We start from the raw sequence: 25969 nt of genomic DNA, 5'->3' as shown, positions 1-25969 counted from the left end.
GTAGAGTAGCGGTTTGCCATCAGAAGATAATGTCCGGTAATCAGGCCGTCGTTATGAGCTGAATTCATAAATGGCGATAGCGGATAATCGCACATCACCGAATTTCCAATAAAATACGCCGTTGTTATGCTTGAGCATCAGTGATGACTTATGGATAAACTCAGGGATATGTATGCCATATGAAAATCAATAATCCCCTCCTGCCCGCTCTTCTCTCTTTGTTACTGACTGGCTGCTGGTTGGGAGATCACTTCCCCTCGCTTGAGATCGGACAGGTTTCCAGAACGGACGCCGGATTCTGTTTCCAGATTAACAATGCCGGCGACTATTACGCACATTACCTTTCTATCAGAGACAGAGATGCACCGCCGAGGTCGGGTTTCAACAGGGATTTCCCTGCTTTAAAAATTGCTCATAATCAGCTATGCATCCCAGACACTTACTATCAATTTCCGGAGTCCGGTGAGTTAAACGTGGAGATCTCATTACGTTCACCCACCGAGAGAAGGATGATGCGCCGCATTATTGTTTCTGAGTTCATGATGATAAAAGGTGTACCGCATCCCTTCGCGCCGCGGGATTATTCCGTGATAACAGAGGATTATATCCGGGAGAGGGAAAAAAACGGCGGCTGACCAGGCCCCTGATGAATCCCCACAAAAATGAGTGGCTGATCATTCGGCTTCAGGTCTGAGGCCAGTTTGAGCACGCCGGATCGGCAACTGCCGTATCCATGCGGGCCTCGGCACGCGACGTCCTGTCGCGTGACGTCCGGCTTACCTCAAACTGGCCCCATCCCCGCAGCACCGTTGCTCGCTGTTAGTTTTAAAACTGCCACAACATGACGATCTCTGCGGTTTATTTGGGTGAGGACATCCCACCTTAGTGGGACTTAAAATGCCGCTCAATACTGTCCAGCATATTGCTGGCACTGTAATAATCCAGACGGAACGTATCCGGGCCCATTGCATAGACCCGCTCAGCCGTTACCGGCTCCAGATGCTCAAGGAAGGGATTGGCCCGTACGCGCCCCACCGTCTCGTCATCTGCTGAGAACAGCAACATACTCTTCCCGGTGAGGCCGGCCGCCATATTCTCACCTGACAGCTGAATAATATCGTTACGCTTACCCATGCTGGTGCCGCCCTGCACGTCCGCGGGTGGCATCGCCAGCGTAAAACCCAGTTCCGACAGCAGCTTGCCCTGCGCTGATGCCAGGGTCCACAAATTCACACCGCGGCCATCTTCATAATAAACCAGCGCGGAAACCGGCTGGGGTGGCAGCGTGATCGCCTGCTTCACCGCCTGCACCCGTTGCTCAAAACGGTCAATCACGGTGCTGGCGTCTTTCTCATGCCCGGTGATCTCCCCTAACTGCACAGCCAGCTGTTGCCAGCTTTTATCACCGTAGTCGATCACCAGCGTCGGGGCGATAGCCGACAGCTGATCGTAGAGCTTTAACGCTGAATCACCGCCCGTGGCGGCAATCACAATCAGGTCCGGCGCCGCAGCGGCAATCGCCTCGGCGTTCGGTTCAGAAATGTAGAGGGGTTTCAGATGGGCCTGCTTCGCCACTGCACTCCATTGTTTAAAAAAACCCTGGTCATCCGACACCGTGCTGTTACGACTGGTGCCGCCGGAACCGACCAGCGGCGCATTGATTGCCAGCAGCGTACCGGTAATGGTCACGCTGGTGGAGACGATACGTTCCGGGGCCTTAGTCAGGGTCAGTGGCCCTTTAGGGGTTTGCAGCGTACGCGGCCAGCCCTGCTGTGCGCCTGTTGGCGCAACAGCTGCGGCCGCAGCCGGTGGCGAGGCGGGTTGCGACTCTGAATACTGAGTTGAACAGCTGCGGACGGATACAACAAAGATCAGTGCGGCAGCCACCAGCAGTGCACACAGCACCGGGAAGGAGAACAGTTTTTTCATCTTAGCCATTTCATTGAAAATGAGTCTTATTATCATACATTTAATGGCGGGGAATTTAAATCGCTTATGACAATGGAGAAGAGGCGGGAAAAAATGGCTTACGCTAAAAAGGCCGGGCAAGCCCGGCCTGAGTAAAAATTTACACTTTCATCCAACGCCCTTCGGCGGCAGAGAGGGCAATCGCCTCCAGCACTTTCGATACCTGCAAGCCTTCAGCAAAGTCTGGCCACATACGGTCATCGGCGGCAATCCCGTTAATCAAATCGCGCACTTCCACCGTTTTCTGATCGTTAAAGCCAATACCGTGCCCGGCAGAAATACAGAACGCCGCATAATCCGGGTGCGCCGGGCCAGTCAGAATGGTTTTAAAGCCCTGGCGACCGGCCGGGTCATCATGGATATACAGCTCCAGCTCCGCCATGCGCTCCTGGGTGTAACGGATGCTGCCTTTGGTGCCGGTCACCACGTAGGTCAGGCCCATTTTGCTGCCGCAGGCGATACGTGAGGTTTCAATCACACCGTGCGCGCCGTTAGCAAAACGCAGCAGTGCGCTGGCCTGATCTTCGTTTTCCACATCGCGCAGCTGGGACAGATTTTTCGGGTCCGGGCGCTGCTTGATGACCGTCATCATATCGCCGCTAACCTCATCAATGTTGCCCACCAGATAGTGCGCCATGTTGACAATATGCGCGGCCAGGTCGCCCAGAGCGCCGAGGCCCGCCAGCGCTTTCTGACAGTGCCAGTCCAGCGGGGTGTTCGGATTCGCCAGGTAATCTTCATTGTGCGTGCCGTAGAAGTGCACCACCTCGCCGATTTCGCCACGGGCAATAATCTCTTTCGCCAGCTGGCTGGTCGGGTTTTTCATATAGTTGAAACCCACCAGCGTTTTCACCCCGGCTTTTTCGGCTGCACGCACCATCTCTTCAGCATCGGTGACATCCAGCGCCAGGGGTTTTTCGGAGTAGACGTGTTTGCCGTGGCGAATGGCTTCCAGCGCCATCTCTTTATGCAGGAAGTTAGGGGCACAGATATCAACAACGTCGATATTTTCATCCGCAACCAGTTCACGCCAGTCTCCGGTTGAACGATTGAAGCCGAGTGTGGCCGCCTGCGCGCTGGCCAGTTCCGGGTTCACTTCCGCCAGCATCTCACGAACCAATTCCCCTTTCAGGTTGAACACGGTCGGCGCCTGAGAGTAGGCAATCGCGTGGCAGCGTCCGATATAACCGGTACCGATCAGGCCAATTCTGACTTTTTTCATGATAAATCCTTAGATGTAGGGAACAGGAAATGGAACAAAAATTCAATATTGATGAAATGTATATTTCGCAACACTGTGATTCAACGTCAAAATGAAACAAACGTGATCGCCCTGGCGAAAATGAATGTAACGCCGCTGCAAGTCCCACCGCATCCTGCAACGCAATACGCAAAAGCACGATTTTTGTGGTAAAAATCACATAGGCTTGTTCCGTATGCTGCTTTATTCAGCAGTTGAACCAAAAGCGTGAAAACAGCCTTTGACATCCCCTGCCCTGCTGGATATCATGCGCCCCGTTCCAACAATTCCTCTGTAGTTCAGTCGGTAGAACGGCGGACTGTTAATCCGTATGTCACTGGTTCGAGTCCAGTCAGAGGAGCCAAATTTAAGAAGCCCGCTCAGGGAAACCTGAGCGGGCTTTTTGTTGTTAATGATTTCGTGCCGCCGGATGACAGGCAGTGGGGAAATGTGTGAAGGGGACGTTCTCAAAGGCCGTCAGCGATGCCGAAATCCTTCCGCTCAATGGCGCAGGATTTCGGCACAGGGATCAGTCCGGATGGTGTCAGACCTTAAGCAACTTCACCGTGCTGTCGATGTCGATCTCATCTTCCGAGAAGATCAGGGTTGTTCCCTGGAAAGTGGTGATCGCCAGTTTTTTTACCGTACGCATTTCACCCGGCTGAGTGGCTGATTTTGGCCGGATGCTGTTCATCAGTATGCCCACAGATAGCACCGTATTTTCTTTATCAATGCGGGTTTCCGCAGGGACTTCTTCGCTGTACACCAGGTAAGACTTGATCGAGGTGAGCTTCAGGCGCTCCCCCGCGATATAGATGTAGGAACTTTCGGGTATCACTTTCACATCATAAGCTGACAGCCCTTTGCTGTTGGTGGTGGGCTCGAAAGTCACCGCCGCATCTTTCTTAATCAGCTCAGGATTGGCGATTTTAATCACATGGACATAACGGTTATCGCCGTTTTCATCTTTGATAAATCCAAAGCCTTTATCTTTAAACCAGGTTGTGATCGTGCCGTTCATCGCCATTGTCGCCTACTTAATCGTTAATCTACTCAATTTTCAGCGCGCAGTGTAAAACACAATGCCTGCGCAGACTATGCCTTTGCGGTAAGTCTGGACGATAAATTGCAGGTACGCGAGGAACGGCAGGCAGGTGACGGCGGATAAGAGGCAAAGTGGGACGTGGAATGTGAGTGAACCCGGAGCGGTTGGAGAGTATGATGAACTTCCGATCACCTCTTTCCTTCTTCTACCCGCGATCATGAAAATCGCTCATGTTGCTGTGAAATTATATCACTTCCCCTCACCCAGTGACTCTGGCATAAAATATGCACTATAGAATGTGTGCAGACGGCTGAATGTTGGAACCTGAAAAGAAAATTGCAGCTTCATGAAAAGTGCAAGAAGTAAGCTCAGGTTTGTAGCGGAAATTAGGATACCAGATTACGATGAATAATAACTTTGCGTTTACCATAAAAAAAATCTGTTTCGATGAGAATTATAATCCATCCGAAAATACGCGTATCACAACCAACTTTGCTAATCTGGCCAGAGGTTCAAAACGCCAGGAAAACCTGCGCAACGCCTTAGTGATGATGAAAAATCGCTTTAATTCCCTGGCGCATGGGGATAATCCCAAAGGGGATCGTTACGCTGTCGAACTGGAAATCATCTCCGTTGAGATGAATATTGCTGTCGAAGGCAATAACGATAGCTTCCCGGTGATTGAAATTTTAAAAACCAATATTATTGATAAGAAAACAGATGAACGCATTGAAGGTATCGTAGGAAATAACTTTTCCTCTTACGTACGCGATTATGATTTTAGCGTGGTATTGCCAGAGCATAATAAAAACCAACCCGAATTTAGCATCCCCGCTAACTTTGGCGACCTGCATGGCAATATCTTTAAACGCTTTGTGGATTCAGATATCTACAAAGAAAACTTCTCCAAAGCGCCGGTGATTTGCCTGAGCGTCTCAAGCAAAAACACCTATCATCAGACGGGTTATCAGCATCCTGCACTGGGCATCGAATACCAACAGAATGAACTGTCCCTGACCGATCACTATTTCAATAAAATGGGCTTACAGGCACGCTATTTCATGCCTGCAAACAGTGTTGCGCCGTTAGCTTTTTATTTCGTAGGGGATCTGGTGAATGATTACACCGATCTGGAGCTTATCGCCACCATCAGTACGATGGAGACGTTCCAGAAGATCTACCGACCAGAGATTTACAATGCCAATTCTGCAGCAGGAAAGCATTATCAACCCAACCTGGCGCAGCGAGACCATTCATTAACGCTCATTACTTACGATCGCGAAGAACGTAGCCAGCTGGCCGTTGAACAAGGAAAGTTCACTGAAGAGAAGTTCATCAAACCATATCAAACTCTTCTTGAACAATGGTCTGCTGATCCCGTTCTTTGATTAAACAAATACAAGGTTTCTATTATGAAAAAGTTATTGCCCACGTCCACGGCTGGCAGCTTACCTAAGCCTTCATGGATTGCACAACCTGAGCAACTCTGGTCCCCGTGGAAATTGCAGGATCAGGAATTAGCCGACGGCAAAAAAGATGCGCTGCGTTTGTGCCTGGACGATCAACAGCAGGCCGGTATTGATATCGTCAGCGACGGTGAGCAAACACGCCAGCATTTTGTTACCACGTTTATTGAGCACCTTGAGGGTGTTGATTTTGAGAAACGTGAGATCGTTAAAATTCGCGATCGCTATGATGCAAGTGTGCCAACGGTTGTCGGCCCTGTCAGCCGCAAGAAGTCGGTGTTTGTGGAAGACGCTAAGTTTTTACGTCAGCAAACCGATAAGCCGATCAAATGGGCCTTACCTGGCCCGATGACCATGATCGATACGCTGTATGATAACCACTATAAAAGCCGCGAAAAACTCGCCTGGGAATTTGCCAAAATTCTCAACGAAGAAGCCAAAGAGTTAGAGGCTGTCGGCGTTGATATTATCCAGTTTGATGAGCCTGCATTTAATGTTTTCTTCGATGAAGTGAATGACTGGGGTATTGCCACCCTGGAACGCGCCATCGAAGGACTGAAATGCGAAACCGCTGTCCATATTTGCTACGGCTACGGCATCAAAGCCAATACCGACTGGAAAAAGACGCTGGGTACAGAGTGGCGACAATACGAACAGATTTTCCCGAAACTGCAAAAATCTAATATCGATATTATCTCACTCGAATGTATGAACTCGCATGTTCCTATGGAGCTGATGGAACTGATTCGCGGTAAGAAAGTGATGGTTGGTGCCATAGATGTGGCGACCAACACCATTGAGACGCCAGAAGAAGTTGCCGCGACGCTGCGCACAGCCCTGCAGTATGTTGATGCCGACAAGCTCTATCCTTGCACCAACTGCGGCATGATCCCGTTACCGCGGGGCGTTGCACGCGGCAAGCTGGATGCATTAAGTGCAGGCGCAGAAATCGTGCGTAAAGAACTGCTGGCGAAATAACGGCGTCAGCCCGTCATCATTTGAAACTACGCAGTCCGGATTGGGCGATCTGATCAGTCCGGACTGTGCCCTCCCCCCCAGCGCCTCCCTGCACTTCCCTGTTTGATTTCTCCTTCGCTTCGATTATGGGATATATTGAAGGCACTCTCGTTAAATACTCCCTATAGAACAGGTAATATCGGCAATGGCTCTGATCCCCAAAAACTACGCACGGCTGGAAAGCGGCTACCGTGAGAAAGCACTCAAAATCTATCCGTGGGTCTGCGGGCGCTGCGCGCGCGAGTTCGTTTATTCCAACCTGCGCGAATTAACGGTTCACCATATGGATCACGATCACACCAATAACCCGGAAGATGGCAGTAACTGGGAGTTGTTGTGCCTGTATTGCCATGACCACGAACACTCGAAGTACACCGAAGCTGACCAGTACGGCACCACCGTTGTGGCGGGAGAAGATGCGCAAAAAGACGTGGGTGCTGCCACCTATAATCCTTTTGCGGATTTACAGTCGATGCTGAATAAGAAGAAGTAACGGCAGAACCGTTAGCTTTTGGAATCCTACGGACTGCCAGCATATTCAATGTAAGCGGGCAGTCCGATCATTTCACCGGATGAATAATGATAATGAATATCACTATCCGATCAGCGCGAGTTTCTGATGTAGAGCGTATTTTCGACGTCAGAACCTCGGTTATTGAAAACCATCTGAGTCGTGAAGAAATGCGCCAGATGGGGATCACTGAAAGCCTGGTGGCCGATATGATTCAGAACAGCCCTTGCGCCTGGGTTGCGGTTGAAAGCGAAAAAATCATCGGTTTCTCTATGATTTTGCCGGATGAAGGCTGCCTGTTTGCGGCATTTGTTCTGCCGGAATATGAAGGCAAGGGAGCGGGACGCAGACTGGTGATGGCCGCTGAGCAGGAATTATTTAAACACCATGATATCGCCTGGCTGGAAACCGATAAGAACAGCCGTGCTGCTAACGTTTACCTGCATCTTGGCTGGGGCAATAAAACGGATATTAATGACACTGATATCCGCTTAGAAAAGGCCAGAGGATAACGCTCTGTCAGTTAAGGATACGCATTGCGCCGGGAGACTTGCCTGTTACACGCTTAAAAGCCCGGCTGAAAGCGGCCTGTGAGGAGTAGCCCAGCCGCTGGGATACCAGATCGACGGTGATTTTTTCTGACGATAACCAGCGGACAGCAAGGTGCATCCGCACTTCCGTGGCATACCGCAATGGTGGGATACCGATCGTGGTCTGAAACCTTTCGGCGAAGGCGGATCGGGATATATGCGATTCAGCGGCGAGTTCTGCCACGCTCCAGTCACGGCCCGGTTCGCGGTGAATCGCCAGGATGGCCCGAGCCAGACGCGGATCGCGCAGTGCTGCAGCGAGCCCCTGGCTGGTGCCGCAACCGCCTTCCACCCACCCTCTGATAAACATCGCCGCAACCACATCGGCCAGCCGGGCGAGAATGCCGGCATAGCCCACGCGCCCGGAACATATCTCACGCTTCATCGCATCCAGGATATGCATCAGTCCCGGCCAGTTAGCCCCCTTCGCATCAGCACGCATAACCTCAGGCATCACGCCTGCCAGTCGTTGCATGCTTCCCAAATCAATTTCCATGCAGCCAAAGAACAGCACGGCACCTGGCGTTTCCTGGGTGCTGGGACAGGTATCAATCCCACTCACGTTTTCATCCAGGGGTACCGTTTCAAAATCATCGATATCCATCACGTCAGCGGCTGTTGCCGACATGAGCTGGTGCTCTCCGCCGTGAGGAATAAACAGGGCTTCCCCGGCTGAAAGCGAGAAACAATCGCCCTTTGCAGTCTGAAGCACCACATCCCCCACCGCGACATAGTGCAGGTAAGCATGGCCGGGGCGGCTGGCGAAATTCACACCAAACGTATTGCCCGTTTGAATACGCTGATACCGCACACCGTTAAGTCGCAGGCCAGAAAGCAGTTCACTGATGAGTTCAGATGAGAGGGCAAAAGGTGAAGTCATGACCATATTCGGGTTTTCGGGTAATAAAGGAGGTTTTTAGAGCATAGCTCATCCAGCCACACCTGAATAGACTTCATCCTTTAACCCCTTTACCTGGAAACTCAGTCATGACCAATGAAGCCTCTATCAGGCAGAACAAAGCCGTATTAACCACCGATGAGCCAATCCGGCCTGCCTGGCGGGCGGTGTTTTCGTTAACCATGGGCGTTTTTGGCCTACTCACCGCTGAATACCTGCCTGCCAGTTTATTAACCCCGATGGCTCAGGATTTTGGTGTGTCCGAATCTCTTGCCGGACAGGCCGTCACGGCGACGGCGGTCATTGCGTTATTTGCCGGATTACTGGTCCCGCGATTTACGCGTGCGTTTGACAAGCGCGCCGTACTGTTGAGCTTCACTGCGTTGATGGTCTTTTCAAACCTGCTCGTGGCGCTCTCTTCAGGCATTGTCATGCTGCTGGCAATGCGCGTCTTGCTGGGTATCGCACTGGGTGGATTCTGGAGCATGGCTGCGGCGGTGGCGATGCGCCTGGTGCCAGAAAGGCTGGTGCCGCGCGCCCTGTCGATCATTTTTAGTGGTATCGCGGTAGGTACGGTGGTTGCCGTGCCGCTGGGAAGCTATCTGGGGGGGATTTGGGGCTGGCGTAGCGCCTTTATTGCCGCTGCCGCGGTGGGTGTCGTCACTTTGCTTTTCCAGTATTTCACGCTGCCCGGAATGCCACCGCTGATTCGGAGTAAAACGGCATCGGTCTTTTCTCTACTGCGACGGCCTGGTGTTAGCATCGGTATGATGGGGTGCGTGCTGGCACACACCGGCCAGTACGCGCTATTTACCTATATACGGCCTGCGCTGGAAGGTCTCGCACAGGTGGATGCCGAAGGGCTGGCGTTACTGTTGCTCGGATTTGGGCTGGCTAACTTTTGCGGGACGCTGTCGGCGGGATGGCTGATGGAACGCAGCTTGCGTTTGACGCTCATCATGATGCCCGCTCTGGTGGGTGCAGCCGCACTGGGCATGATCATCATGCCACTATCGATAGTGGGGCTCACGATGCTGGTGATGCTGTGGGGTCTGGCATTTGGCGGCGTACCGGTGGCGTGGTCAAACTGGGTCGCACGGACGCTTCCAGATGAAGCAGAGAGTGCGGGAGGTATGGTGGTCGCCGCCGTTCAATCCTCCATTGCTGCCGGTGCGGCCATCGGTGGCCTGATATATGGCATCAACGGCGTGACGGGGGTATTTATCACAGCGGCATGCATCATGTTCAGTGCCGCGCTGATTATTGCCTTCCGGGTCAGAGTCTCTTCATCACCGACAGAAACGCAAAGCAGGACATTTCACTGACACGTTAACCACGCCGGGGACATCGCGTCCGTTCAGCTAGCGGAGTAGCCCACAAGCCGTTATCAATGCGGAAAATCACAGACATCTTTTAATGTAATGGGTAAAAGCAGAAGAGGCGGGTTCTGCTTTTACCCTTGTAACAACGGAATCTACACGGTCAGTATCACACTTCCTGTTGTACGTCCGGCTTCGAGGTCAGCGTGTGCTTTCGCCGCCTGCGTCAGGGAATATTCCGCTCCGACGGGATTTTCCAGACCATTCTGCAGGGCCGCCATGAGGTCGCTGGCCCCCTGTCTGTAGAGATCGGGGTCGTCAGCATAGGCAATGGAACTTGGCCGCATCAGTGCGATTGAGCGGGCGAAGCCAAGATCCTCTACACGCACCGGTGGAATAGGCCCGGCAGGCTGACCCAGGCTTGCGACAATGCCAAAAGGGCGCACCACGCCGAGCGTTGCAGCAAGCATGTTTCCTCCAATCCCATCAATGGCAAGATGCACCCCGCGCCCCTCCGTCATTTCGCGCACGGTTTCCGCCCATGCCGCATCGGTATGAAGCAGCACTTCAGCGGCCCCTGCATTCTGCACAATGTTCACTTTAGCCGCGGACCCCGTTGTCCCAATCACCCTGGCACCTTTCATGGTTGCCCAGCGGGTGACAATCTGGCCCAGACCGCCCGCTGCAGAATGAACCAGCAGCCAGTCACCCGCTTTAACCTCCCGTACCTTGTGAAGCAACATATGTGCGGTAAGCCCCCTCAGCATCGAGCTTCCGGCGGTCCGAATCGTTACCCCATCGGGTATTTTAATGAGCCGACTGGCAGGGATATTCCTGAGTGCTGTATAGGCTCCCATCGGGTTCCCGGTATAAGCAACGCGGTCCCCGGGGGTAAATGCGCGAACGTTATGCCCCACGGCCGTTACCACCCCGCCCCCTTCAAAGCCGGGCACTGTCGGGGAAGAGGACAAAGGGTAAAGCCCTGAACGGAAGTAAATATCCACAAAGTTGACGCCGATCACCTCATGCTGAATCTGAACTTCATCGGGGCCCGGTTCATTCAGCGTCATTTCAATGGCTTTAAGGACGTCGGGACCGCCCGGCTGACTGATAACGATGGCTACTGACATATTGCTGTCCTCACTGTTTACGTGAGAAAAATTATAAAGTCGTTTATGTCAGGAAAAATACGGGTATAAAAGAACCATGTATGTGTAAAAATGCACAAGGAAAGAGTGAATGGACTGGCAGGATTTACATTACTTTCTTGCTCTGGCCCGCTGGGGTTCCATGTCCGCTGCGGCAAAAGAGCTTCACGTTGACCATGCCACCGTAAGCCGCCGCATCGCCGCCCTCGAAACTTCGCTCGGCCTTCGTCTTACTGAACGATTGCCCCGGCGTACCGCGCTGACGGAACAAGGCAAAGTCATCGCCTCTTTGGCTGATGAAATGAACAGGATTGCCGACCGGGTGGGTATACAGGCAAAGTCGCTGTCTGCTGCGCCAGCGGCGGCTGTCAGGATCAGCGCATCCCCGGCGGTGGCTGCACAGTTGATTGCACCGGCCGTGGCTGAGTTTACGCAGCGTCACCCGACTATCTCACTCTCATTATCAGGCGTATCCCATCATGTTCAACTGAACAAAGGCGAGGCTGATATCGCGGTCCGTCTGACAAGACCGGATGATCCCGATTTGCTGACGCGCCGTATCGGGACGATGCGTTTCGGTCTGTATGCTTCACCTTGCTGGCTGGATAAGCCGCCCGACAGTTGGGTATTCATTGCCTACGAGAACTCGCTGGATCATGTGACGCAGCAGCAATGGCTGGAATCCCTGCTGGACGGAAGGCGGATTATATTCAGGGCCAGTGACCTGATGGCACAGCAGCAGGCTGCAAGGAGTGGGCTGGGTGTGGTGACGTTACCCTGCTTTATGGGGGACAATGACAGCTCGCTGATAAAACTGCCTGTCAGTTCGCGCCCCCCAGGCAGGAGCATGTGGCTGGTTGCCTATCCAGAGTACAGACGCGATCCCTTCGCGGTGATGGTCATGGAATTTCTGGCTGATGTTATTGGCAAGGCCTGTCCGCCTGACAGAACGCCCTGAACCGTGATGTGGGTGACGTCTCTGAAGGTTCATTCAGAACGCTCAGCGCAACAGGCATAGCATCCCTGTTTTGCATTGTGTATCTGGATATAACTAATCAGTGGATCGGCAAAAAAAAGGCCGATAAGATTTTCAGAAAATTGTCCCTCACAGATATCTGCCCGTCTTAAAAAGTGATTTTCATCATAGGCCCGCAATGACAGCACTCTGGTTTTCATCACCTCAGGTAATTCATTGAGGTAAATGCCTTGTTGGGTACATCCCTCCCATATATAGATGGCATGAGAGCCGAAATAAGGGGTATCTGCAGGCTGGTAGATGTGGTTGATCAGAAGCGCGGTTTCGCCAGCAGGGATATCGCACAACGAGATTCTGTCGGGATAGCCGGGGTAGCTCACTACCGTTTTTCTGATGGCACCGTATCTTTTTAGATAGGTATCGCTCTGTCCAAAAAGATGGGTAAACTGCTCGGCTCTCAGGCCAGAAATTCTGTATTTCATCATGTCTCCTGTGGTTTTCAGCATGACATTAGCGGTTATTTGCAGGAGGAACTCGCTGTTATCGGTCAGGGAAATTATCACTTAGCTTTAACCGAGGCGCGGACATCCCCTTCTTACCGTCCCTGCCCTACGCTTTCACTCATCAATGATGTCACTCAAATTTTTGGGTGACATCATTGTGAGCGACTGGCACAGGCCCAACGACAGACTTTTCGGAAGCCATCATGGACAAGAAAGCAAAGAACATACTGTTCAAAACATATTGGAGCAGCAGCGGCTGGCTCTCTGAACAAAAGACCGCCCCCGACGACTTCGCTTATGCCAAATCCCAGGGGATGATGTTCGATCCGGTCAACGTGACCCACGACGAATGTCTGGAGAAAGTCCTGGCGATGGCGAAACGGATGTCGCCAACCAAAGCGGCACACGCCTTTCTGGCCAGCCTGTCGGCAAAAAGGCTCGACTGGCGGTCAGGCATCGCCTCATACAACCTCGCCCGTCAAATGGTTCCACATCAATACGCGCCGGTTATCAGCGGGCAAAGTTTTCGGCCGGACGGTTCCATAGAGAGCACGAGCCATACCTGCAGCGTTTGCCGGGATGTCGTACCCGGCCTCACGATTGGCGCTGAGCGCTATGAGAATGAGGATCTCAACGTCCTCAATTTCGAACGCATTAAGTGGGGCGGCGTCCGTCACGGCCAGCTGATCTATACGTGGTTTGATCTGCAAGAGTTGGAACGCGCCGATATTCCAGAGCCGACGGAGGAGGACATCGTGATCCTCCAGAGCATCCTCTCGACCATCGAATCAAGCCAACCGACCGACCATGCGGGTGCGCTAGAAAAGCGACTGGCTGCCGTCGTTAAATCGTCGAAGGACGAACGACGAACAATCATCGACATCCTTGCCCACCTGGACGTGCTCAGGCCTGCATCCTTTGAACGCCCGATTCACGGCAAGAGCGACTGGTCAGCGGCGGCCGCAGCATGGCGCGGCGAGGACAAATATGACAGGGAGGCTGTTCGCCTCTACTTTGGGGAATGGTTGTATCGCTGATTCAGGCTCTGTCGCGTTAACGGATGAACGATGAAAATCGGGGTCGTCGGCGTTTTAGACGACCAGCAGATAACAGGAGCCCTTAGTTTTCAAGTGCAGCCAGGATAGCAGCTTCCATTTTCTCGGGGGAGGTGAACGGGGCAAAACGCTTCAGCGGTTCGCCGTCGCGTCCGATCAGGAACTTAGTGAAGTTCCATTTGATCCGCCCACCCAGCACGCCGGGCAAGGCGTCTTTCAGGTAACGAAACAGCGGGTGTGTAGCGTTTCCGTTGACCTCCACTTTCCCGAACATCGGGAAGCTCACGCCGTAGTTGATGTGACAGGTCTGCGCGATGTCGTCAGCACCGCCGGGTTCCTGCTTACCGAACTGGTTGCAGGGGAAACCCAGCACCACCAGCCCCTGTGCAGCATACTTCTTGTAGAGCGCTTCAAGGCCTGCGTATTGTGGCGTGAAGCCGCAATGGCTGGCGGTATTCACCACCACAACCAGCTTGCCAGCGTAGTCGGCCATCGGGATGAGCTCGCCACCCAGACTGGTGGCGGTAAGTTGGTGAAAGGCGGTCATATCGGGATCCTCAGATCGTCTCTTGTTCAGGCTGACGTGAATTAAAAACGTACCGGCTAAACATCAGCCAGATGAAAAGAGCACAGAGCGCAATGCCTGCCAAAATCATATAGGCGAAGCTCCATGACGTATGGCTTACGATGACGCCAGCCAACGCCGGACTGAATGAGGCACCCAGCCCCTGGAGCAACATAACCAGCCCAAGCGCTGCGTTGATATGTCCTGAGCCATTAAACAATGAGGCGATAAGTCCGGGTACGGCCACGCCCAAAATTCCCGCACCGACACCGTCTAACGCCTGGACTGGAAATATAACAAATTCATTGCCCCAGAAAGACGCAATCGCGGCACGAACAGGTAATACGATCAACGCAATGACGATAAGCCTCGCGTAGCCATACTGTGCGGCATATCTTGCCGTGAGCAATGCAACGGGAATCATCACCGCCTGAGAAATCGCGACCGTCAGGGCGGCATAGGTGCCAGGCGTAAACAGGGAACCCGAGGGAGAGGAGGCGACCTGCATGCTTAACATCGGCAGTTGTGCCGCATTGGCCAGGTGGAAGAGGAGCAGTGTCACCCCCGTTACCGCCAGTTCAGGTCGCTTTAGTAACGCCAGAACAGAGACCGAAACCGTCGGACCTTCGTGTTTTTCCACCCCTCTCGCGACATCATGGTCAATATCGTTTTTATTAATCGCTAATGTACACATCACGGCGCATACCGCCATCGTGGTCATCAGTAAAAACACGGAACCCGTGCCCCAGACCCAGCAGGTTATCGCTGCCAGCACCGCCACCGCCATATTACCGCTATGGTTGAAGGCTTCATTTCGGCCCATCTGCGACAAAAAACCTTTCTGACCGGCGATGCCTAAGGTGATGCCGGCAATGGCTGGCGCGACGATAGCGGCCGCGATACCGGTAATGATTTGCGATAAAATCACCACGACGGAAGTCGGAAAATACCAGAGGGCAAGCGCGCTCAAGGTAATGAGCAGGGATGAAGTGATAATTAACAGACGTTTGTAACGCGTGGCATCGACGATCATCCCTGAGGGGAACGTGGCTAACAATCCGGCCAGGCCCCCCACCGTCATCACCAGACCAATTTCTTCTGCCCGCCAGTGATGGGACACCAGAAATATACCTAAAAACGGCCCCAGCCCATCGCGGACATCCGCGATAAAAAAGTTGAGCAAACAGAGAACTTGCAGTGAACGTAATCTCATCAACATTCGCCCCAGAAAGAATCGTCATCACGAAAAACCCCGGCACGATGGCCCGGGTTAATTTGCCTGGCTTTTGATTGTTCAGTACTTGAAGAGCCTTGCTGTTTATACGCGTGAACCCGGCTCAAAAATAGTGCTCATCTCCTGCCCCGTCAACGTCATTGCCACAATGGGACGACGAGAAGATGGGAGAAATGGCGTTAAGGGTCAAGGGGGCATGGGGAATGTCGTCGGAACAGGGTGCATTCCGCAGATGGAGAGGAGAACTAAAGGCCAGCTTTGAGTGAAGAGCGGACCTTGGCGTTCTTTGTAAAAATCCAGTTTGTGTTGTTTTGCACTAGTTTAGAGACGAAAAATATTGCGTCGGTGATTTACCCAGCGCTTTTCTGAACATCGTAATAAACGCGCTGACCGAATCATACCCCAGAGTCCCGGCTACGCGCTGCACGGACTGACCTTCAGCCAGATGGCTCAGGGCAATCATCAAATGCAGTTGCTGACGCCAGCGCCCAAAGCTCATTCCTGTCGCCTCTTTTATCAGCCTGGCCAGCGATCGTTCGCTGGTGACCAGATGTGCAGCCCACTGCTTTAACGTTCGCCGATCATCAGGCTCATTAAAAAGTGCCTCCGCCATATTCCGGATTTTAGGATGATCGGATACGGGAAGATGGAGCGCTTCAACCGGCACATCCGGAATATGCTCCAGCAGCACCGCTGCGAGCCTGGCCGTTTTACTGTCAGGAGAATAATCATGTTCCTGCCCGGCCAGATACAGAACAAGCTCGCGGACCAGAGAAGTAATCGCCAGGGTACAGCAGATTTCCGGCATCGCTGCCGCGCCGGGTTCGATAAACAGAAAGCAGGTATCTGCATTCTTCGTGACCCGGCAGTTGTGTGGGGTTTCACCCGGAACCCAGACAGCATGTCCCGGTGGAACAAGCCACAGCGCATCCTGAACCTCACAACTCACTGCACCACGTAAAGAGATAATAAGTTGTCCCTTACGGTGAGCATGCGGACTCTGCCCGGCATACTCGCCTGATGATGATACATGGAGGGCGATAGCAGCCTGACTGAAAGTATCAGCATCAAAATCTTCAGGTGAAGTCACCGGTTTTTTCTTATTAAGTGGCATGATTTAGCTATATGTTGTCAGGTTATCTATATTCTGTAACTCATGCGTACTTTAAAGTCTTTCTTTTTTCCAGAGAACGTCAAATTTATGCCCCACACTTCGAACAAGTGGCCTTCAATCATACTTGTAACCGGTATCCTTTTTATTGCCATTAACCTGCGCGTTCCCTTTACCGCTATCGCTCCCGTTTTAGAACACATTCGCCATGATTTTGGGCTGAGTATGACTGCCGTTGGGTTGCTTAACTCGCTGCCCTTACTGGCCTTTGCCGCCTTTTCTCCTCTGAGCGCATCTATCTCCCGGAAGTTCGGTATGGAACGCACCCTTTTTGGTGCCCTGGCAGTGATTTCTGCAGGCATCCTGCTTCGCTCCACAGGCAGTATCTGGGCGCTTTATGGCGGAACAATTTTCATCGGTATCGGGATTGCCTTGGGCAATGTCCTGCTGCCTGGCCTTATCAAACGTGATTTTTCCGGCAATATGGCCTCCGTGACGGGGGCGTATTCCATCACGATGGGCGCCGCTGGCGCAGTTGGCTCTGTCATTGTCATTCCTCTTGCGCTGAGCTGGGGCTGGAACATCGCACTGGCGATGCTGGTAATTTCGCCTCTACTTGCGCTGCTTTTATGGCTGCCCCAGTTAAAGAAAAAGCATCAGCTGCCAGCATCGGGTGAGAAAAAAGCGGCGCCCGTCGCGGTCTGGCGCTCGCCTCTGGCATGGCAGGTCACCTTATTTATGGGCCTGAATGCGATGCCGTTTTATGTTGCTGTCGGCTGGCTGCCAGCCATTCTAACGGACAGTGGACTCTCCTCAGCCCAGGCCGGTGAAGTACACGGCATTCTTCAGCTGACCACCGCCATTCCCGGCCTGATTCTGGCGGCCACGCTACGTCGCCTCAACGATCAGAAAGCAGCCGCTGCCGGCGTCAGCCTGTTAACCGCTGCGTCCTTTATCGGCATCCTCTACCTGCCGAATCTGGCGATGCTGTGGGCTGCTCTTCTTGGCTTCGGCTCGGGTGCCAGTATGATGCTGGGCCTGACCTTCATCGGGCTACGTACCAAAAATGCCGGTGACGCCGCAGCGCTGTCAGGCATGGCGCAGAGCGTCGGTTATCTGATGGCGGCGATGGGTCCGCTGCTGCTGGGCAAAGTACAGGAGTTGTCCGGAGGCTGGACATTGCCATTACTGATGACCGCAGCAATCGCGGTCGCTGGTGCCTGCACAGGAATGGCTGCCGGACGAAATGCACACCTGGAACCGGTACAGCAGCCGGGCTGAATTTGCCGATACAACAGGAGAGCGCTCTGTTCTCCTGCTGCGGATACTCTCCATTATCGTTCCGATAAATATCCCTGCTACTTAAGCTGACCTTTTACAGAGAAGACCGTTTTTGACCTGTGCCATCGTTGAAAAGCCCGGCGACCCAGTCAGCAAAAGCACGCACTGCGGGAGAGAGAAAACGCTGATGCGGATAGAGCATCGTCACCGGAACTGAAGGTGGCTGCCAGTCTGCCAGAACCTCGACCAGCTTGCCTTGCTGCAGATTCTCCGAAATCACATTCTCAGCAAGCTGCGCCAGCCCAAAACCCTCAAGACACAGTCTGATATAGAGTCCCGTTTCGTTAACGGCTGCATCTCCTTCTACCGGAACGGAAAGCATCTCAGTGCCACGCGTAAAACGCAGTTCATTGGTCCGTCTTCCCGAACCGGAAAAGTAATGGATTGCCCGATGCTGCGACAACGCTTCCGGCGTCTCAGGGATACCGTACTCCCTGAGATAGTCCGGCGAGGCACAGGTCACCCAGCGAAACCGGCCAAGGGGACGAGCAACCAGCGTGGAGTCGGTTAATTCCCCGGTTCTGATGACGCAATCCACACCTTCCTGAACAAGATCAACCTGCCGGTCGCTGACGCCAATCATCAGATAAATATCCGGATAGAGCCGGTAAAAATCTTTCAGATTCGGCATGACGATAAAATGGGCGATCCCACCGGGCATATCTATCCGCAGTCGCCCCTGGGGCCGCCTGACGGAATCGGTCAGGCTGGATTCCGTGTGTTCAATCAGTGAAAGGATTTCCCGGCACTGCGCAAGATACTGCAGGCCTTCAGGAGTGAGTCTGACCCGCCTCGTCGTCCGGTTAAGCAGACGCACCTGCAGGTATTTCTCCAGATTTTTAATCGTGCTGGTGACGGTGGAAGCTGGCAGTGACAGCGTCTCTGCCGCGCGCACAAAGCTTCCAGCTTCAGCAACCCTTATAAAAACCTGCATAGCCTGAATCCGATCCATCATCCTGCTCCTGGGTAAAAGTGAGTCTGATTATTCGCGAATTATGAATTATGAAAACGGTTTAAGCATCTTTTTCAGGATAATGGCGTGGAGTATCGTTTCCTCATTAATCAGGAAAGAGGCAGGTTTAATGACCGACTACATCCGAAATATTGTTAACAATCAGAATGTCACTTCACGGGCTACGTTGATTCGTGGCGCAACGATACTGAGCATGGACGAGCGTATGGGTAATATAGAGCGCGGCGATATCCTCATCACTGGGTCGACTATTACTGCCGTGGGCCATAACCTGGACGCGTCAGGTGCTCATGTGATTGATGCCAGCAACATGATCGCCATGCCGGGAATGGTCGATTCTCATCGCCATGCATGGGAAGGACAGCTACGCCGCATTAACCCTAATGCCACCTGCCTGGACGACTACAGCAACGCCACGCACTTCTCGTTCGCTAAATATTACCGGCCTGCCGATATCTATGTCGGTAACCTGCTGACGGCGTTGGGCGCTATTGACGCAGGTATCACTACGATGATCGATAACTCGCACAACAGCCGAACCGCAGCGCATTCCGATGCCGCCGTCGAGGCCCTGCTTGATACCGGCATTCGCGCTATTCATGCTTCCGGCGCACCGGTAGCCGGCGAATGGGATAAGGCGCACTGGCCGGGAAACTGGCAGCGTCTGCAGGATAAGTATTTCACCGACAATCCTGAAAGCCTGGTCTCTCTCGCGGTCATGGCCCAGCTGGAGCCAGAGTTGTGGGCCGAGGCCCGCAGGCTGGGACTGTCGATTGTCACTGAGTTCTTTGGCGCTGAGATGGGGGCCGAACTTGAGTCGCTGCATCAGCAGGGGCTGCTGGGTCCGGACAATATTTTCAATCACTGTACGGCGCTGCCTGATCGGGGATGGGAAATTCTGCGGGAAGCCGGTGTCCGGGTGAACGTCTGCCCGCGCTCAGATTCGCACTATGGCATCGAAAGCGGAATGTTCGCCATAGAGGCCGCGCAGCGTCATGGCATCAACCCTGGCCTGAGCGTTGATAATGAAACGTCATACAGCACTGACATGTTTATGGAGATGCGCGTGGCCTTTTACCTGCAGCGCGTGATGGGTATGCATCAGCAGCAGTGCTGCGACTCTGAACATGCGCTGAAAACGCTTCCGGCGGCGCAGCTCCTTAAAGCAGCGACCCTTGATGGCGCTGCCTGTGCAGGGCTGCAGGATAAAGTCGGCAGCCTGACGCCGGGCAAACAGGCAGACCTGGTGCTGATTAATGCCAGTGATCTCAATCTTTACCCATCGGGAAATGCCTTTGGCACGGTGGTTCATGCCGCCGAGCGCAGCAACATCGACACCGTCATGATCGGCGGACGCATCGTTAAACAGAACGGTAAAGTGCTGGGCGTAGACAGCGCGCGACTACGTGCGGCGATTGATGAGTCGCGTGAGCACCTTTTTGCAGCCTCTGGCTACCAGCCTGACATTTTTGCTGACACCTTCCTGCCGCTGATGCAGGCGGACTGACCAGGATGAAAAGCATGGGCATGATCTATTACGTAATCGCTTTTGCCGCAGGTCTTGGGATCACCCTGCAGACGACACTGAACAGCCAGCTGGCACGCGGACTGGGCGGCGACCCGGTCACCGCTGCCCTGTTTTCCTTTACGGCGGGTGCGTTCAGCCTGGCGATTTACGCGCTGTTGCGGGGTGGATTGATGACATCGCTGGCGGCAATACCATCCCAACCCGCCTGGAGTCTGGCGGGCGGAATGATAGGCGCATGTGCACTGTTCAGCTATGTGGTGCTCGCGCCTAAAATCGGGTTTTCAGCCCTGCTCGGGCTGGCGATTGTCGGACAGCTACTCTCGTCTCAGATGATTGACCATTTTGGCTTGCTGGGTGCCGTGCGACGGCCGGTTTCGTTACTTCGGCTGGGGGGAATGGTTGTCATGCTGATCGGACTTGCCGTCATGCTTTTTGGCGATCGGCTCTCTGCTCGTTTTCTGCAGTAACGGCGTTATCCACTTTTGCCATCGTGCATTACGACCTTTTATATCCGGAGGATTATCATGTTTTCAATTGCAGCTGAGGTCAGGAATACACTGGGAGAGTGCCCGCTGTGGTGTGAAAGAACCCGCAGGCTCTACTGGACTGACATCGAAGGCAGTGAGCTGCTCGCCTTAGGAGAAGACAATGACGCGGTTATGCGCTGGTCGCTGCCAGAACGCCTTGGCTCCTTTGCACTGACTGAACAAAGTCACATTCTGCTGATGGGATTCGCGTCAAGGCTGGCTTTTTATGATCTCAATACCGGGTTACTTACCCAGGTGGCTACCTCACCGGGAGAATCAGGCACCCGCATAGGTGATGGACGGTGCGACCGTGCCGGTAATTTTGTCTTTGGGACAATGGATGACGGTTATCCCGTAAAAGTTATCGGAAAATTTCATCGACTTAATGCGGCAACACTGACTGTTGAGACGCTTGCACTACCCGATGTCGCTATCCCGAACAGCCTGTGTTTCAGCCCCGATAGTGGCACGATCTACTACAGCGACTCAATGCAGGGCAAAATCTTCTGCTGCGATTACCCCTCACTGCAAAACCGGCGCGTGTTCACCGAAATCGAAGGCAACGGGGCGCCCGACGGCTCCTGCGTGGATGGCATGGGCTATCTATGGAATGCTGAATGGGGAGGGAGTCGTGTTGTCCGTTACCGTCCGGATGGAACCACAGACGCTATCCTGTCATCCAATGGAATTCAGAGCACCTGCCCGACACTGGCCGGTGAGGGTTTCACCCGCCTCTATTGCACCACGGCTTCTGTGGGTCTTTCTTCGCCATCAATTTATGATGGTGCCTTGCTGAAGGCTGAGTCCGAAGTGAATGCCGGCTTATCAGAAAGCCGGTTTGCAGCAAATACAGTGTAACGATTTGGATACTAGCAGCACTGTATGTGCTTCAGGCTGAGAGAAAATGTCCGCTTCTGCACTCAGAAGCCGCTCAGGCCCAGCATGGCGAGGAAAGAGCTAATATCAATCAGGACGCAACGCCAGTTCTGGCAAGCCTCATGGTTCCACGGCGCAATAATTCGCTATGATGATAAAAATGAACAGGATATCGAAGATGAAAACAGTCGAATTTTTGCTGTACACCCTAAAACCCGGCACCGGGAAAGACTTCCACAGGATAATGACGGAGGAGAGTGCTCCACTTCACCGTTTAGCGGGTATGGATATCATTTCTTTTGGTATATCAGCCCATGACGACGATGCTTACTATTTGATCAGAGCTTATGACAGCCTCTCCCAGCTGAAATCCTCTCAGGAATCTTTTTATAACAGCGAAGAGTGGCGTCTTGGCCCGCGGCAGGCCATTGTCGACAGAATCAGCGTCAGCGTTAAATCCGTGCTCATGCTTAGCAACAATGCCATTGAGAATTTGCGATCCAGCTGATTGTTCAGCGTGGGCTGACTGCCCATCACAGCTATAAAGGATGGAACTGTCGTCACATTGTTTGCGTGGCGAAAGGAAGTCTGATTGACGTCCGTATGGATGATCACAGAGTCGACAATACGGGGCTGACTTTCCGATGGAAAAATGGAAATATCCTACGCTAAGCCTATTTCTTAGGCAGGCATGACAGGCAACTTTGAGCGACAAGCGGACATGTATCAAGGGATACATGTCCCTATATTTAACGTAAATCAGAATGTAAAATTATAAAAAACCCCAATCACAACCATAGAAATAAATCTCATTAAAGACTGATCTGGACAGTAATAAATCGGGTAACAAAAAATTATTGACTATATTTCTCGCTGTAGAATTTCACCTGGCAAACCTTCAAAATCCCTGAACTCAACGGAAACGAAATCATGGTTCGTCAGAATTTTTCTCGAAGCCACATTTGCAGGATCGATAATGGCGATGAGTGTGGATATTTCATGATTTTTACTGGCTTTCTCAATCAATAATCTGGTGACACGGCTGGCGATACCGCGCCCCCAGAATTCAGGTAATAGCATGTAACCAAGCTCGGCGGTCTGCGGTTTTTCACTAATCTGCACCAGTTTAGCAAGGCCGATAAAATTACCTTTATTAGCATCTACAATCCTGAAACAGCCTAATTCTGCATTCCGTGCATTATCATTAAGCATCTTTTCAAAATCATGGCATGCCTCATCATAGGGAATCGCACACTCTGTGATCATAGCCATAACTTCTACGCTACTGACAAGTCTGAAATAATCGGGGAAACACATTTCTGTGAAATCTTCAAGTAAGATATCCATTTAACGCCTCCTAGAACAGATTGCAGATAATGTCACTCCCCAGCTCACGCTGGCATCAATAATGACGTCACGTTGCTCCACGCCTATGGCACCTGATGATGCCCGAATACCCGATATCACTCAACCAGACAAGACCGTATGGTGTACACACTATTCATTTGCCAAGATGACAGCAAGCTGTCATCTTGGTGCTCTGCTGTCAAATTTAAACAGGGAATGACAGGAATGAATAAAAAAACAGTTCATCTCGCGATTTACGACACCATGGCTGATTGGGAGGTGGGTTATGTAATCGCACATTTAAACTCACCTGAATTCCATAAAAAACCAGGGATGTTTGAGGTAAAAACAGTTGGCAAATCGCTAGCGCCGATTATCAGTAAAGGTGGGCTAAAGATTGTTCCCGACCTCAGTCTGGACACGTTGGAACCGCAAAAAAGTCAGATGCTGATATTACCTGGTGCAGATATTGCCCTAAAAGGAGGGATTGATAGCTTTGTCAAAACAGCCTCTCAGTTCTTAAGTGCCGGAACCCCAGTTGCTGCCATTTGTGGGGCAACGGCTGCACTTGCTAAAGGTGGACTCTTGGATGAATTACCACACACCAGTAATGCAAAAATTTTTCTTGAAATGGTGGGCTATAAAGGTGGAGCCCACTACCAGGACCAACTGGTTGTAACTTCTGGAAACTTGATCACTGCGAGCGGAATTGCTCCAATTGAATTTGCGATCGAAATTTTCCGTAAACTTGATGTTTACTCCGACACGACATTGCGTGCCTGGAGCAAGTTATATAAAGACCACAATCCTGAAGGCTTTTACGAACTTATGGCGGAACATAGCGATGAGTGAAACACAGGAAAAGCTGAGTACATTAGCGTTGACGACCTTCGCACTGAATGGCCTGTTTCTTACTGTTGCTGAACAGCTTACTGCGCCGGTAGGGATTACGGCAACCCGCTGGCAGGTCATTGGCGCAGTTTTGAAAGAACCCTTAACTCAGTCAGAAATTGCACGCAGGATGGGAATAACACGGCAGAGCGTACGCAGAACAAGCCTCCAACTCGTTGCTGAGGGAATGCTATATTTCACTTCAAACCCATCAAGCCGCAAAGCTATGCTGCTCCATCCGACAGAAAAGGGGTACGCGGTTGTCAATAAAATCAGTCCGCAACACGCTGCGTTTGCAAAGCAACTAGAAGATAGAATAGGGAAAGACAAGATGGCAGAAATTATTGATGCTATGACCGGACTGCGAAATACGCTCGAAGAAATTGTACGATCTTAAAAGCATGTGGGCTTGCACATTTCCCGTTTCTGGAACACAACCCTGATGGCTTAGCGTGAAAACGATGATCTCATCAAGCTCATAGTTTCTGTCCACTTCTGGCATTAAGCAGCCAGAAGCGGGACCCGGTCTGCTGTCTGCCATGGGCGAGGAGCGGACGTTGAGTGAGATTAAAGCTGTAAAAAAATGCAGACCTATAGGCCGATTCAGGCTGCAATTTATGTTTAGATAAATATCGAGAATGAGTATTTAAGCTTTTTTAAGGAGGGTACGTGCGCATTCGACCATCATCTCGATTGATCATTCTTTCGCCTGAAAATCACGTCCTGCTCTTTAGGTTCTGTCATAAAGATGGTGCTCTGAGAGGAAAAACATACTGGGCAACGCCGGGCGGAGGGCTTGAAAAAAATGAATCTTTCGAGCAGGCCGCTATACGCGAATTATTTGAAGAAACGGGTTTGACAAGAACATTAACCGGACCACAAATAGCGTCCCGTACCTTCACAATGATGCTACCAAGTGGGGAGACGGTACTTGCTGAAGAACGTTTCTTTATGATTAATGCAAATACAGTCGATGTCGACCGCTCAGGGTGGAGTCGCAATGAAAAGGAAGTCATTTGCGATAATCATTGGTGGACAATAGAAGAAATCATACACACCAATGAGACAATTTTCCCACGCGACTTAATCATTAACATCCTTGAAAGCAAGTCAGCCGGCACTTCGACGTTAAGTGCATCATGATATCCTGAACGTTCCCTTCTGGCACTCAGCAGACAAGCACGTGAAGCTGAAGGTCCGCTGAGAGCGAAAGCGGACATTCGCAATTTATCGATAAAAGATGCAGGCTTGTAAAACGGTCGCGCATTTATCTTGTAGAAATAAAGCAGGCTTTCTATATAGTTGGATGATGAACTTTTCAAATATCAGCAGGTAATTGCATGATCTTAAGTGTTAATCACGTTGGTTTTTCAGTTAAAAACATTGAAGACTCATTATTTTTTTGGACTCAGATTCTTGGAGGTAAATTATTACGTGAAGGAAAAATGTCCGGACCTATAATCGATGAGGTAACAGGTGCAAGGGGAGCTGATGTACGAATGGCTTTGCTTGAACTGGCTGATATTCGAATTGAATTACTACAATACAATAACATTGAGCAGCCAGAAGAACCTTCAGCGCCCTATATCCCAGGCTACGCTCACCTTGCTTTTAATGTAGAGGATCTTGATACGCTCTTGGGCAAAGTATCGGACTACGGCTGGAAGACGCCGGGTAAACCTCAGACAGTATTGTCAGGCCCCATGCAGGGAACCAGAGTAATATATTTACAAAGCCCTGATGGTCAGACGCTTGAATTGATGGAACGCAGTCAATGAGGCCCACATATCATGACCTGTTATCCTCTAATTAAAACAGAGATGTTTGCAAAGTCCGCTGT

28 protein-coding genes and 1 tRNA gene are annotated in these 25969 nt (G+C 51.9%); 18 read left to right on the top strand and 11 right to left on the bottom strand.

The features are described from left to right. Positions 1 to 179: 179 nt before the first annotated feature. Positions 180 to 635: a putative T6SS immunity periplasmic lipoprotein gene (locus FVB43_RS07410; RefSeq protein ID WP_167863695.1), complete on the top strand. Its 456-nt coding sequence runs from the start codon at positions 180 to 182 to the stop codon at positions 633 to 635. Positions 636 to 882: 247 nt separating this feature from the next. Here the strand turns inward: FVB43_RS07410 and fepB are convergent, their stop codons facing one another. Together fepB and FVB43_RS07400 are read right to left on the bottom strand one after the other, a co-directional pair. Then, positions 883 to 1929: a Fe2+-enterobactin ABC transporter substrate-binding protein gene (fepB, locus tag FVB43_RS07405; RefSeq protein WP_167863694.1), complete on the bottom strand. Its 1047-nt coding sequence runs from the start codon at positions 1927 to 1929 to the stop codon at positions 883 to 885. A 139-nt stretch (positions 1930 to 2068) separates the two neighbouring features. Then, positions 2069 to 3190: a Gfo/Idh/MocA family protein gene (locus tag FVB43_RS07400; RefSeq protein ID WP_167863693.1), complete on the bottom strand. Its 1122-nt coding sequence runs from the start codon at positions 3188 to 3190 to the stop codon at positions 2069 to 2071. Positions 3191 to 3496: 306 nt separating this feature from the next. Here FVB43_RS07400 and FVB43_RS07395 point away from each other — a divergent pair. After that, a tRNA-Asn gene (locus tag FVB43_RS07395) sits at positions 3497 to 3572 on the top strand. A gap of 180 nt (positions 3573 to 3752) precedes the next feature. On the opposite strand, the gene FVB43_RS07390 is transcribed toward FVB43_RS07395, so the two are convergent. Continuing rightward, positions 3753 to 4235: a cold-shock protein gene (locus FVB43_RS07390; protein ID WP_133841625.1), complete on the bottom strand. Its 483-nt coding sequence runs from the start codon at positions 4233 to 4235 to the stop codon at positions 3753 to 3755. A gap of 422 nt (positions 4236 to 4657) precedes the next feature. Here FVB43_RS07390 and FVB43_RS07385 point away from each other — a divergent pair, with 422 nt between their 5' ends. The 4 genes from FVB43_RS07385 (at position 4658) to FVB43_RS07370 (ending at position 7759) form a co-directional block, all read left to right on the top strand. Beyond that, entirely contained in the window at positions 4658 to 5641 is a 984-nt protein-coding gene (locus FVB43_RS07385; RefSeq protein ID WP_167863692.1) for a DUF1852 domain-containing protein, read from the top strand. Positions 5642 to 5665: 24 nt separating this feature from the next. Beyond that, on the top strand, positions 5666 to 6697 hold the full coding sequence (locus FVB43_RS07380) for a methionine synthase (protein WP_167863691.1): 1032 nt from the start codon (positions 5666 to 5668) through the stop codon (positions 6695 to 6697). Between the two features lie 184 nt (positions 6698 to 6881). Beyond that, positions 6882 to 7229 carry an HNH nuclease YajD gene (gene yajD, locus FVB43_RS07375; protein ID WP_133841622.1) on the top strand — a complete coding sequence of 116 codons (348 nt, stop codon included), beginning with the start codon at positions 6882 to 6884 and terminating at the stop codon, positions 7227 to 7229. A gap of 92 nt (positions 7230 to 7321) precedes the next feature. Further along, positions 7322 to 7759, top strand: coding sequence for a GNAT family N-acetyltransferase (locus FVB43_RS07370; RefSeq protein ID WP_167863690.1), 438 nt, complete (start codon positions 7322 to 7324; stop codon positions 7757 to 7759). Between the two features lie 7 nt (positions 7760 to 7766). Here FVB43_RS07370 and FVB43_RS07365 read toward each other — a convergent pair whose 3' ends face one another. Continuing rightward, positions 7767 to 8717, bottom strand: coding sequence for an AraC family transcriptional regulator (locus FVB43_RS07365; RefSeq protein ID WP_167863689.1), 951 nt, complete (start codon positions 8715 to 8717; stop codon positions 7767 to 7769). 107 nt (positions 8718 to 8824) lie between these two features. Here FVB43_RS07365 and FVB43_RS07360 point away from each other — a divergent pair, with 107 nt between their 5' ends. Then, a complete protein-coding gene (locus FVB43_RS07360; protein ID WP_167863688.1) occupies positions 8825 to 10060 on the top strand; it encodes an MFS transporter in 1236 nt (411 codons plus the stop codon). 149 nt (positions 10061 to 10209) lie between these two features. On the opposite strand, the gene FVB43_RS07355 is transcribed toward FVB43_RS07360, so the two are convergent. Next, the gene (locus FVB43_RS07355; protein ID WP_167863687.1) at positions 10210 to 11184 is read right to left on the bottom strand and encodes a quinone oxidoreductase family protein; all 975 of its coding nucleotides are present in this window, start codon (positions 11182 to 11184) and stop codon (positions 10210 to 10212) included. Between the two features lie 109 nt (positions 11185 to 11293). Here FVB43_RS07355 and FVB43_RS07350 point away from each other — a divergent pair, with 109 nt between their 5' ends. Beyond that, positions 11294 to 12160: a LysR family transcriptional regulator gene (locus FVB43_RS07350; RefSeq protein WP_133841617.1), complete on the top strand. Its 867-nt coding sequence runs from the start codon at positions 11294 to 11296 to the stop codon at positions 12158 to 12160. Between the two features lie 29 nt (positions 12161 to 12189). Here the strand turns inward: FVB43_RS07350 and FVB43_RS07345 are convergent, their stop codons facing one another. Further along, positions 12190 to 12660: a DUF1203 domain-containing protein gene (locus FVB43_RS07345; RefSeq protein WP_133842121.1), complete on the bottom strand. Its 471-nt coding sequence runs from the start codon at positions 12658 to 12660 to the stop codon at positions 12190 to 12192. Between the two features lie 224 nt (positions 12661 to 12884). Between FVB43_RS07345 and FVB43_RS07340 the strand changes: the two genes are divergently transcribed. After that, the gene (locus FVB43_RS07340) at positions 12885 to 13718 is read left to right on the top strand and encodes a hypothetical protein (protein WP_167863686.1); all 834 of its coding nucleotides are present in this window, start codon (positions 12885 to 12887) and stop codon (positions 13716 to 13718) included. 82 nt (positions 13719 to 13800) lie between these two features. On the opposite strand, the gene FVB43_RS07335 is transcribed toward FVB43_RS07340, so the two are convergent. The 3 genes from FVB43_RS07335 to FVB43_RS07325 form a co-directional block, all read right to left on the bottom strand. Next, positions 13801 to 14283, bottom strand: a complete 483-nt coding sequence (locus tag FVB43_RS07335; protein WP_167863685.1) for a glutathione peroxidase — start codon at positions 14281 to 14283, stop codon at positions 13801 to 13803. A 10-nt stretch (positions 14284 to 14293) separates the two neighbouring features. Continuing rightward, positions 14294 to 15514, bottom strand: coding sequence for an MFS transporter (locus tag FVB43_RS07330; RefSeq protein WP_159336385.1), 1221 nt, complete (start codon positions 15512 to 15514; stop codon positions 14294 to 14296). A 337-nt stretch (positions 15515 to 15851) separates the two neighbouring features. Beyond that, positions 15852 to 16649 (bottom strand): AraC family transcriptional regulator, encoded by a 798-nt coding sequence (locus FVB43_RS07325; protein ID WP_159336384.1) that lies wholly within the window; start codon positions 16647 to 16649, stop codon positions 15852 to 15854. Positions 16650 to 16736: 87 nt separating this feature from the next. Between FVB43_RS07325 and FVB43_RS07320 the strand changes: the two genes are divergently transcribed. Continuing rightward, positions 16737 to 17927, top strand: a complete 1191-nt coding sequence (locus FVB43_RS07320) for an MFS transporter (protein WP_167863684.1) — start codon at positions 16737 to 16739, stop codon at positions 17925 to 17927. Between the two features lie 94 nt (positions 17928 to 18021). Here the strand turns inward: FVB43_RS07320 and FVB43_RS07315 are convergent, their stop codons facing one another. Continuing rightward, entirely contained in the window at positions 18022 to 18939 is a 918-nt protein-coding gene (locus FVB43_RS07315) for a LysR family transcriptional regulator (protein ID WP_167863843.1), read from the bottom strand. Between the two features lie 130 nt (positions 18940 to 19069). Between FVB43_RS07315 and FVB43_RS07310 the strand changes: the two genes are divergently transcribed. From FVB43_RS07310 to FVB43_RS07295, 4 genes are all read left to right on the top strand, one after another. Next, on the top strand, positions 19070 to 20467 hold the full coding sequence (locus FVB43_RS07310; protein WP_167863683.1) for an amidohydrolase family protein: 1398 nt from the start codon (positions 19070 to 19072) through the stop codon (positions 20465 to 20467). A gap of 14 nt (positions 20468 to 20481) precedes the next feature. Then, positions 20482 to 20955 (top strand): DMT family transporter, encoded by a 474-nt coding sequence (locus FVB43_RS07305; protein WP_167863682.1) that lies wholly within the window; start codon positions 20482 to 20484, stop codon positions 20953 to 20955. Between the two features lie 57 nt (positions 20956 to 21012). Continuing rightward, entirely contained in the window at positions 21013 to 21873 is an 861-nt protein-coding gene (locus FVB43_RS07300) for an SMP-30/gluconolactonase/LRE family protein (RefSeq protein WP_167863681.1), read from the top strand. A 196-nt stretch (positions 21874 to 22069) separates the two neighbouring features. Continuing rightward, on the top strand, positions 22070 to 22399 hold the full coding sequence (locus FVB43_RS07295) for an NIPSNAP family protein (protein ID WP_133841610.1): 330 nt from the start codon (positions 22070 to 22072) through the stop codon (positions 22397 to 22399). Positions 22400 to 22752: 353 nt separating this feature from the next. Here FVB43_RS07295 and FVB43_RS07290 read toward each other — a convergent pair whose 3' ends face one another. Then, positions 22753 to 23238 carry a GNAT family N-acetyltransferase gene (locus FVB43_RS07290; protein ID WP_167863680.1) on the bottom strand — a complete coding sequence of 162 codons (486 nt, stop codon included), beginning with the start codon at positions 23236 to 23238 and terminating at the stop codon, positions 22753 to 22755. A 225-nt stretch (positions 23239 to 23463) separates the two neighbouring features. Between FVB43_RS07290 and FVB43_RS07285 the strand changes: the two genes are divergently transcribed. The 4 genes from FVB43_RS07285 (at position 23464) to FVB43_RS07270 (ending at position 25907) form a co-directional block, all read left to right on the top strand. After that, entirely contained in the window at positions 23464 to 24090 is a 627-nt protein-coding gene (locus FVB43_RS07285; RefSeq protein ID WP_167863679.1) for a type 1 glutamine amidotransferase family protein, read from the top strand. Continuing rightward, the gene (locus FVB43_RS07280) at positions 24083 to 24526 is read left to right on the top strand and encodes a MarR family winged helix-turn-helix transcriptional regulator (protein ID WP_167863678.1); all 444 of its coding nucleotides are present in this window, start codon (positions 24083 to 24085) and stop codon (positions 24524 to 24526) included. Before FVB43_RS07285 ends, FVB43_RS07280 begins: the two co-directional genes overlap by 8 nt. Before the next feature lie 272 nt (positions 24527 to 24798). After that, a complete protein-coding gene (locus FVB43_RS07275) occupies positions 24799 to 25272 on the top strand; it encodes an NUDIX hydrolase (RefSeq protein ID WP_167863677.1) in 474 nt (157 codons plus the stop codon). A gap of 197 nt (positions 25273 to 25469) precedes the next feature. Then, positions 25470 to 25907 (top strand): VOC family protein, encoded by a 438-nt coding sequence (locus tag FVB43_RS07270; protein WP_015697722.1) that lies wholly within the window; start codon positions 25470 to 25472, stop codon positions 25905 to 25907. Positions 25908 to 25969: the final 62 nt, after the last annotated feature.

It is taken from the genome of Erwinia rhapontici (genome assembly GCF_012271765.1).
In the GTDB taxonomy this organism is placed as follows: domain Bacteria; phylum Pseudomonadota; class Gammaproteobacteria; order Enterobacterales; family Enterobacteriaceae; genus Erwinia; species Erwinia rhapontici.
Note: the sequence above shows the minus strand (reverse complement) of the source record. Positions and strands in the feature narration are given on the sequence as shown.

What these genes read in the sequence shown, in the direction of transcription:
- FVB43_RS07410 (WP_167863695.1), top strand. Translation starts at nt 180, where the DNA reads ATGAAAATCAATAATCCCCTCCTGCCCGCTCTTCTCTCTTTGTTACTG.
- fepB (WP_167863694.1), bottom strand. Translation starts at nt 1,929, where the DNA reads ATGAAAAAACTGTTCTCCTTCCCGGTGCTGTGTGCACTGCTGGTGGCT.
- FVB43_RS07400 (WP_167863693.1), bottom strand. Translation starts at nt 3,190, where the DNA reads ATGAAAAAAGTCAGAATTGGCCTGATCGGTACCGGTTATATCGGACGC.
- FVB43_RS07390 (WP_133841625.1), bottom strand. Translation starts at nt 4,235, where the DNA reads ATGGCGATGAACGGCACGATCACAACCTGGTTTAAAGATAAAGGCTTT.
- FVB43_RS07385 (WP_167863692.1), top strand. Translation starts at nt 4,658, where the DNA reads ATGAATAATAACTTTGCGTTTACCATAAAAAAAATCTGTTTCGATGAG.
- FVB43_RS07380 (WP_167863691.1), top strand. Translation starts at nt 5,666, where the DNA reads ATGAAAAAGTTATTGCCCACGTCCACGGCTGGCAGCTTACCTAAGCCT.
- yajD (WP_133841622.1), top strand. Translation starts at nt 6,882, where the DNA reads ATGGCTCTGATCCCCAAAAACTACGCACGGCTGGAAAGCGGCTACCGT.
- FVB43_RS07370 (WP_167863690.1), top strand. Translation starts at nt 7,322, where the DNA reads ATGAATATCACTATCCGATCAGCGCGAGTTTCTGATGTAGAGCGTATT.
- FVB43_RS07365 (WP_167863689.1), bottom strand. Translation starts at nt 8,717, where the DNA reads ATGACTTCACCTTTTGCCCTCTCATCTGAACTCATCAGTGAACTGCTT.
- FVB43_RS07360 (WP_167863688.1), top strand. Translation starts at nt 8,825, where the DNA reads ATGACCAATGAAGCCTCTATCAGGCAGAACAAAGCCGTATTAACCACC.
- FVB43_RS07355 (WP_167863687.1), bottom strand. Translation starts at nt 11,184, where the DNA reads ATGTCAGTAGCCATCGTTATCAGTCAGCCGGGCGGTCCCGACGTCCTT.
- FVB43_RS07350 (WP_133841617.1), top strand. Translation starts at nt 11,294, where the DNA reads ATGGACTGGCAGGATTTACATTACTTTCTTGCTCTGGCCCGCTGGGGT.
- FVB43_RS07345 (WP_133842121.1), bottom strand. Translation starts at nt 12,660, where the DNA reads ATGAAATACAGAATTTCTGGCCTGAGAGCCGAGCAGTTTACCCATCTT.
- FVB43_RS07340 (WP_167863686.1), top strand. Translation starts at nt 12,885, where the DNA reads ATGGACAAGAAAGCAAAGAACATACTGTTCAAAACATATTGGAGCAGC.
- FVB43_RS07335 (WP_167863685.1), bottom strand. Translation starts at nt 14,283, where the DNA reads ATGACCGCCTTTCACCAACTTACCGCCACCAGTCTGGGTGGCGAGCTC.
- FVB43_RS07330 (WP_159336385.1), bottom strand. Translation starts at nt 15,514, where the DNA reads ATGAGATTACGTTCACTGCAAGTTCTCTGTTTGCTCAACTTTTTTATC.
- FVB43_RS07325 (WP_159336384.1), bottom strand. Translation starts at nt 16,649, where the DNA reads ATGCCACTTAATAAGAAAAAACCGGTGACTTCACCTGAAGATTTTGAT.
- FVB43_RS07320 (WP_167863684.1), top strand. Translation starts at nt 16,737, where the DNA reads ATGCCCCACACTTCGAACAAGTGGCCTTCAATCATACTTGTAACCGGT.
- FVB43_RS07315 (WP_167863843.1), bottom strand. Translation starts at nt 18,939, where the DNA reads ATGGATCGGATTCAGGCTATGCAGGTTTTTATAAGGGTTGCTGAAGCT.
- FVB43_RS07310 (WP_167863683.1), top strand. Translation starts at nt 19,070, where the DNA reads ATGACCGACTACATCCGAAATATTGTTAACAATCAGAATGTCACTTCA.
- FVB43_RS07305 (WP_167863682.1), top strand. Translation starts at nt 20,482, where the DNA reads ATGGGCATGATCTATTACGTAATCGCTTTTGCCGCAGGTCTTGGGATC.
- FVB43_RS07300 (WP_167863681.1), top strand. Translation starts at nt 21,013, where the DNA reads ATGTTTTCAATTGCAGCTGAGGTCAGGAATACACTGGGAGAGTGCCCG.
- FVB43_RS07295 (WP_133841610.1), top strand. Translation starts at nt 22,070, where the DNA reads ATGAAAACAGTCGAATTTTTGCTGTACACCCTAAAACCCGGCACCGGG.
- FVB43_RS07290 (WP_167863680.1), bottom strand. Translation starts at nt 23,238, where the DNA reads ATGGATATCTTACTTGAAGATTTCACAGAAATGTGTTTCCCCGATTAT.
- FVB43_RS07285 (WP_167863679.1), top strand. Translation starts at nt 23,464, where the DNA reads ATGAATAAAAAAACAGTTCATCTCGCGATTTACGACACCATGGCTGAT.
- FVB43_RS07280 (WP_167863678.1), top strand. Translation starts at nt 24,083, where the DNA reads ATGAGTGAAACACAGGAAAAGCTGAGTACATTAGCGTTGACGACCTTC.
- FVB43_RS07270 (WP_015697722.1), top strand. Translation starts at nt 25,470, where the DNA reads ATGATCTTAAGTGTTAATCACGTTGGTTTTTCAGTTAAAAACATTGAA.